The organism is Pseudoalteromonas sp. G5_S1_54_S4 (assembly GCF_054968565.1).
This window is the reverse complement of sequence record NZ_JBQKUL010000049.1, coordinates 22,357-29,392: the sequence shown is the minus strand read 5'-3', so window position 1 is coordinate 29,392 and position 7,036 is coordinate 22,357. Positions and strand designations below refer to the sequence as shown.

Genomic DNA, 7,036 nt, shown 5'->3' with positions numbered 1-7,036 from the left:
TATTGTAATTTCTTTCTTTAATTATATGTGAAAAAGCCGCTGTTCGTTAAAACAGCGGCTTTCTAAAGCTTATAGCTAAAAACTGACAGCTAGTACTTTAAGCTTTACCAATCACTTCAAGTCCACCCATGTATGGGCGTAATACTTCTGGCACGACTACTGAACCGTCGGCTTGTTGGTAGTTTTCTAGTATTGCTACAAGCGTACGGCCAACTGCTAAACCTGAGCCGTTTAGTGTGTGTAAAAGCTCTGGTTTTTTAGCGCCTTCACGACGAAAACGTGCTTGCATACGGCGTGCTTGGAAATCAACCATGTTTGAACATGATGAAATTTCACGGTAGGTATCTTGTGCTGGTAACCATACTTCTAAATCGTATGTTTTAGCTGCGCCAAAGCCCATGTCGCCCATACATAAAATCACTTTACGGTATGGCAATTCTAGCGCTTGTAAAATTTGCTCAGCATGGCCTGTTAGCTCTTCGAGTGCTTGCATTGAATCTTCTGGTTTTACAAGCTGTACAAGCTCTACTTTATCAAACTGGTGCTGACGGATTAAACCGCGTGTATCGCGACCGTAGCTGCCTGCTTCACTTCTAAAACATGGCGTGTGCGCTGTTAAGCGAATTGGTAAATCGCTTTCTTCGTAAATTTCATCACGGGCGCTGTTTGTAAGCGGTACTTCTGCCGTAGGAATAAGGCTAAAGCCAGCTTGCTGCTCGCCATCATCGTTCACTAGGCCTAACGTGTGGAATAAATCGCCCGCAAACTTAGGTAATTGGCTGGTGCCGTAAAGGCTTGCGCTATTCACTAAGTACGGTACATACATTTCTGTGTAGCCGTTTTTATCTGTGTGGGTGTCTAGCATGTATTGGGTAAGTGCACGGTGCATACGTGCTACTTGGCCGCGCATTACGGTAAAACGTGCGCCACTAATTTTAACGCCCATTTCAAAGTCTAGGCCGTTTAGGTCTTGCCCTACATCAACGTGGTCTTTAACTTCAAAATCGTACTTTTTAGGGGTGCCCCACGTTAAAATTTCTACGTTGTCGTCTTCGTCAGCGCCTTCTGGTACCGACTCGTCCGGTAAGTTTGGAATTGCTAAGGCAATTTGTTTAATTGCTTCTAACACTTCGTCTTGCTCAGCTTTAGCCGCGTCTAACTCGCTGCCTAAGTTAGCAACTGCGTCTAGCAATGGTTGTGCGTCTTCGCCTTTTGCTTTTGCTTGGCCAATGGCTTTAGCACTGGCGTTACGTTGACTTTGAAGTTCTTGCGTTTTTACTTGTAATGTTTTGCGTTTTTCTTCAAGTTCAGTCACTACCGCTACATCTAGCTCATAACCACGTGCGGCTAAACGTGCTGCAGTTTGTTCGACATCTTGACGTAAATATTTAGAATCTAACATGTTAGTTTTTTAACCTTTTTGCATTACTAGCTGAAGGCCCAGCCAAGCCATAAAAATACACACCATCACGTTTAAGATGATATTGAGGGCCATTTTAATAAAGTGACCTTGTTGTAATAACAACAACGAATCCATTGAGAATGTTGAAAAGGTGGTTAACGCACCTAAAAAGCCAATTCCGATGAGGGTTTTAGCAGGACTGACGGCAATAACTTGTTTATCTATTAAACCGTATAAAATGCCCATCAACAATGAACCCAGAATATTAACCGTCAACGTACCAAAAGGGAATCCCCTACCGAGGAGTTTTAGCATGGTTTCGCTAATAAAAAACCGTAAACAGGCTCCTGAGGCTCCGCCAAGGGCTATCATCATGTAAAGTTTAATAATGCTCATAACGTTTTACTGGGCTTTGCGCGTCGCGCTCTTTTAAATAATCGAGCTTTTGTTTAATTTTTTGCTCAAGTCCACGATCACTTGGCTGGTAGTATTGTTTGCCATCCATTTCTGGCGGTAGGTATTTTTCGCCAGCAGCAAATGCGCCTTCTTCATTATGCGCATAACGATACTCTGCGCCATAACCTAAGTCTTTCATTAAATTAGTGGGGGCATTACGTAAATGCTCTGGTACAGGGTAGCTTGGCTGATTTTTAGCATCATCTTTAGCTTGGTTAAACGCCATATAAACCGCATTACTTTTAGGTGCGCTGGCTAAATATAAGGTTGCCTGTGCAATTGCACGCTCGCCTTCACTGGGGCCAACACGCTGAAAAATATCCCATGCGTTTAAAGCCACTTCCATAGCCCGCGGATCGGCATTGCCAATGTCTTCGGTGGCAATCGCTAATAAGCGCCTTGCAACATACAGTGGGTCGCCGCCACCGGCTAAAATACGGCAGTACCAGTAAAGCGCACCATCGGGTGAACTGCCTCGAACTGATTTATGAAACGCCGAAATTAAATCGTAAAATTCATCGCCGCCTTTATCGTATTTGGCTAAATGCGTGGGCAGTACTTGGCTGAGTACCTGTTCGTCTACGTTGTACTTGCCGTTTTGCTCAGTGGTTAAATCGACTGCTTGCTCGAGTAAATTAAGCACTTTACGAGCATCGCCACCACTTGCTTGGCATAGCGCCTGTTTGGCGTTATCTGCAATCACGATGTGTTTTTGGCTTAATTGCTCATCTTGTTTAAGTGCACGCTCTATTACCGTGTATAAATCGCTTTCCTGCAAGGATTTTAAAACATACACCCTTGCACGAGACAAAATCGCATTGTTAAGTGCAAACGAGGGGTTTTCGGTGGTGGCGCCTACAAATATAAAAGTGCCATCTTCAATGTGGGGTAAAAAGGCGTCTTGCTGAGATTTATTAAAGCGGTGTACTTCATCAACAAACATCAAAGTGCGCTGACCACGGCTTTGTAAGTTATCGCGCGCTTGGGTTACGCTATCGCGAATATCTTTTACGCCCGCCGTTACTGCCGACATTTGAATTAGTTCAGCGTCGGCATGGTTGGCAATAATTTGCGCTAGCGTAGTTTTACCTACCCCCGGCGGCCCCCATAAAATTAAACTATGGCAACGCCCTGCAACAATAGCTTGATGAAGAGGTTTATCAGCGCTGAGTAAATGTTGCTGCCCTATGTAATCGTTAAGCGATAAAGGGCGCATACGCGCAGCGAGTGGGCGCACATCGGGCCCAAAGTTAAATCCTAAATTACTCACCGTTACTCTGATCGTCTATTTCTACACCCGCTGGCGGGGTAAATTCAAAAGTTGTTTTATCAAGCTCAGTATTAACCTGTGCATTGCTAAATGTAAACGCAGACAGCTGGCCTGAGTTATCTTTAACTACCAGTTTTGCAAGCCCTTGCTCGTTATCAGCAAAAGTAATATCAAGCTGCTCTACTTGGCTTTCTACGCCTTTATTTGGGGTAATGCTAAAGCCTAAGTCAGTAGCGATCACGCTGTATTTTTCCCATTGCGCAGGGTCTTTAGAGGTGAGCAATATAAACGGCGTTGAGTCAATTAAACCGCTGGTTTTCATAATGGTTACTTGCTCAGCAAAGCTATCAAAGTAATAGGTTTTATCGCCGTTTGATACAAATAAAGTGTCGTCTGGGTTAGTTTGCTGCCAGCGGATCATTAATGGCTGTTGCAACGCAATATTGCCTTGACCTTGCATTACCAGTTGGCCTTCACCGTCGGTTACGTTCTGTTTAAATTGTGCTTTAAAGCTTTTTAAGGTCGATAACTTATCTTGTAATGCTTGGCTGTCGTCAGCAAAGCTTGGCATCGCCACTAAACTGCCCAATACCAATAATAAACTACTTAATTTTTTCATTAATTTGCTCCATTAGGTACTAATACATCGCGCGCGCCGTTGTGTCCTGGTGCACTCACGATACCTGATGTTTCCATTTGTTCTACTAATCGTGCAGCACGGTTATAGCCTACACGTAATTTACGTTGCACTGATGATACCGACACTTTACCGGTTTCTATTACAAAGGCGACCGCTTCGTCGTATAACGGATCTGACTCTTCATCGCCATTTTCACTGGCTTCCCCTGGTAATAGAATATCTTCCGTGGCATCGCCATTTAAAATCTCGTCTATGTAATTTGGTTTAGCACGGGCTTTCCAATCGTTTACCACAGCATGTACTTCATGGTCGTCTACAAACGCGCCATGCACACGCTCAGGTACACTGGTACCTGGCGGTAAATAAAGCATGTCACCCATGCCTAATAAATTTTCTGCGCCTTGTTGATCAAGTATGGTGCGCGAGTCTATTTTACTTGATACCTGAAACGCCATACGTGTAGGTATATTCGCTTTAATTAAACCGGTTATTACATCAACCGACGGACGCTGCGTTGCCAAAATTAAGTGAATACCCGCAGCACGCGCTTTTTGCGCTATACGGGCAATTAACTCTTCAACTTTTTTACCTACAATCATCATCATGTCGGCAAATTCGTCAATAACCACCACTATGCTAGGTAATTTATCTAGCTCATCAGGGCCGTCTTTCATGCCGTCGGTGTCTTTAAATAATGGATCCATAATTGGGTAGCCCGCTTCTTTGGCTTCCATTACTTTTTGGTTGTACCCTTTTAAGTTACGTACACCTAAAGCCGACATCAGCTTATAACGGCGTTCCATTTCACCTACACACCAACGCAGTGCGTTAGCGGCTTCTTTCATGTCGGTCACAACTTCACACAATAAATGCGGAATACCTTCGTATACTGAAAGTTCAAGCATTTTCGGGTCAATCATGATCATGCGAACATCTTCAGGGCCCGATTTATACAGTAAGCTTAATATCATTACATTAACGCCCACTGACTTACCTGAACCGGTTGTACCGGCCACTAATAAATGTGGCATTTTACCTAAGTCGGCACACACAGGTTGCCCTGCAATGTCTTTACCAAGCACCATGGTTAGTGGCGATGGGTTTTGCTCAAACTTAGGTGCGTTTATGACTTCTGATAAACGTACAATTTCACGGTATTTATTAGGCAGCTCAATACCTATATAGGTTTTACCAGGAATAACTTCAACCACGCGCACACTAATTGCCGAAAGTGAACGCGCTAAATCTTTTGACAGCCCTGTAATTTTAGACACCTTAATACCCGGTGCTAAATCAAGCTCAAAACGAGTAACAACAGGCCCTGGGTAAACCCCAACCACAGTGGCTTGCACGTTAAAATCGAGTAGTTTTGTTTCTACAAGGCGTGATACGCTATCGAGCTCTTCTTGCGAAATTGGGTTTTTTGCTTTGTCGGGTCTGTCGAGTAAATCCAGTGACGGCAATGGCCCCGGAGGTGGCTCTTGCTCTAATAATTGTTCAAACTTCTCTTTGGCAGTTGGCGGCGGTTGAAACCCTGATTTTGGCTTGTTAATTGGCCTTGCTGGTGAAACCACGGTTGTTGCTGGTTTTTCAGGTTCAACCACAGGGCTTTGATCCAGCGCGTTAAGTGCTGCCTCGGTGTCCATCGGTTCATCGTCTATGGCGCTAAAGCTAATTTCTTGATCGAGTATTTGGTCAAGCTCGTCAAACGGCATAAACTCGTCGTCTTGAGGGGCATTAACCTTAGTTGCTGGTTTATCGAGTGCTTTTGGTTTGTCTGCTACTTTATTAGCAAGATCAGGTTCTTGTTGGCGTGTATCGTCTTCAAAATAAGCATCAGGTTGCTCGTCTTGTACTTTACCTGCAATGCGTTCACGTTGCATCCAGCCTCGGGCATAGGTCACCAAAAAGCGGTATAACCTAACAATTAAATCACCTAAGTAATCAACAAATTGTACCCACGACACACCTGTTAATAGGGTTAACCCTGCAAAAAAGAAACACAGTAGTAAAATAGAGGTACCGGTAAAATTAAACGCTGGCATCATGGCTGATGCAATCACATCACCCACTACCCCACCGGATGAAAAATTATAAATATCATCAAAATTAATACTGCTAATAGCGGTGGCTGAGGTAATAAACAGCGCAAAACCAATAATGCGTAATCCAAGTGTGGTGTAATCGAGTTGTAAAATACGGTGTGGCTGCTTAAACACCAAGTAACCTAGCAGCTGAATAGCCGCTGGCACAAAATAGGCAAGCCAGCCAAAGGTAAGTAATAGTATGTCGGCCACCCACGCGCCCGCTGTACCCGTAATATTATGTACGTTGGTAAATTCACCCGTTTGCGACCAAGCAGGATCGGCAGGATGAAAACTAATTAAAGCACATAAAATAAATACCGCTGCAAAGGTGCTGACGATGAGCCCCGTTTCTAATAGTCTTTGTACACCGTTTAGGCGCATAATTACCTATCCCTCATTATTATTTTTTACACTCACTTGGCAATAGAATACCTTAGCAGGAAATGTATTTTGATGCACTTTATCTTAACCATGATGGCCTGATTATGAACAAGTTTTTATTATTTAGTCGTACACTTATTAAAAAAGCAAAGTTGGCTGCAACAATAAAAGTATATTAAAGGCTGTTACTCTGTCATTAAGCAACAAAAGGACGGATAACCACGCCCTCTTCACCTTTTACTTCTTCCATGACTACATAGGTGCGGCTTTCACTCACATTAGGCAGCTTTAATAATATATCACCGAGCACGCCTCGGTATTCTGACATATCGTTAACCCGGGTTTTTAATAAAAAGTCGAAATTACCCGAAACCAAATGACATTCTATAATTTCTTCGTGCTTTCTAACAGCGGCACTGAACTCTTCAAATACGTCGGGCGATGTTTTGGTAATGGTTACTTCCACATACACAGAAAGCCCTTGACCAAGCTTGGCAGGATCAACCACCGCTTTGTAGCCTAAAATATATCCTTCGCGCTCTAGCTTTTTCACTCGCTCTAGACAGGGCGTGGCGCTTAGGCCAACTCGTCGGGCCAGTTCAACATTTGACAGGCGGCCATCGAGTTGTAATTCGACTAAAATCTTGCGATCAATACGGTCTAATAAGTTATGCATAGCTTTTTAGTTTTTTATTCTAATAAAATCGATTTAACAGATACTAACACTACAAAGCCCTTAAAAAAAGGTGAGACACACTACCCTAGCATGAATATAATAGTGAAAAATTTTTATCCCGTTC

Annotated in this window: 6 protein-coding genes; all 6 read right to left on the bottom strand. The window is 43.4% G+C overall.

What is annotated here, in order from left to right; genetic code table 11:
* Positions 1 to 97 precede the first annotated feature (97 nt).
* Complete coding sequence (gene serS, locus ACTRWE_RS15960; protein ID WP_024601694.1) at positions 98 to 1,402, bottom strand: serine--tRNA ligase; 1,305 nt, start codon at positions 1,400 to 1,402, stop codon at positions 98 to 100.
* Between the two features lie 9 nt (positions 1,403 to 1,411).
* Entirely contained in the window at positions 1,412 to 1,798 is a 387-nt protein-coding gene (gene crcB, locus ACTRWE_RS15955) for a fluoride efflux transporter CrcB (RefSeq protein WP_462880318.1), read from the bottom strand.
* Positions 1,785 to 3,128: a replication-associated recombination protein A gene (locus ACTRWE_RS15950; protein WP_462880317.1), complete on the bottom strand. Its 1,344-nt coding sequence runs from the start codon at positions 3,126 to 3,128 to the stop codon at positions 1,785 to 1,787. Before ACTRWE_RS15950 ends, crcB begins: the two co-directional genes overlap by 14 nt.
* On the bottom strand, positions 3,121 to 3,747 hold the full coding sequence (lolA, locus tag ACTRWE_RS15945) for an outer membrane lipoprotein periplasmic chaperone LolA (protein ID WP_024601693.1): 627 nt from the start codon (positions 3,745 to 3,747) through the stop codon (positions 3,121 to 3,123). The genes ACTRWE_RS15950 and lolA overlap by 8 nt, the downstream gene beginning before the upstream one ends.
* A complete protein-coding gene (locus tag ACTRWE_RS15940; protein WP_462880316.1) occupies positions 3,747 to 6,236 on the bottom strand; it encodes a DNA translocase FtsK in 2,490 nt (829 codons plus the stop codon). The genes lolA and ACTRWE_RS15940 overlap by 1 nt, the downstream gene beginning before the upstream one ends.
* A gap of 196 nt (positions 6,237 to 6,432) precedes the next feature.
* A complete protein-coding gene (gene lrp / locus ACTRWE_RS15935) occupies positions 6,433 to 6,912 on the bottom strand; it encodes a leucine-responsive transcriptional regulator Lrp (protein ID WP_008110073.1) in 480 nt (159 codons plus the stop codon).
* Positions 6,913 to 7,036: the final 124 nt, after the last annotated feature.

What these genes read in the sequence shown, in the direction of transcription:
- serS (WP_024601694.1), bottom strand. Translation starts at nt 1,402, where the DNA reads ATGTTAGATTCTAAATATTTACGTCAAGATGTCGAACAAACTGCAGCA.
- crcB (WP_462880318.1), bottom strand. Translation starts at nt 1,798, where the DNA reads ATGAGCATTATTAAACTTTACATGATGATAGCCCTTGGCGGAGCCTCA.
- lolA (WP_024601693.1), bottom strand. Translation starts at nt 3,747, where the DNA reads ATGAAAAAATTAAGTAGTTTATTATTGGTATTGGGCAGTTTAGTGGCG.
- ACTRWE_RS15940 (WP_462880316.1), bottom strand. Translation starts at nt 6,236, where the DNA reads ATGCGCCTAAACGGTGTACAAAGACTATTAGAAACGGGGCTCATCGTC.
- lrp (WP_008110073.1), bottom strand. Translation starts at nt 6,912, where the DNA reads ATGCATAACTTATTAGACCGTATTGATCGCAAGATTTTAGTCGAATTA.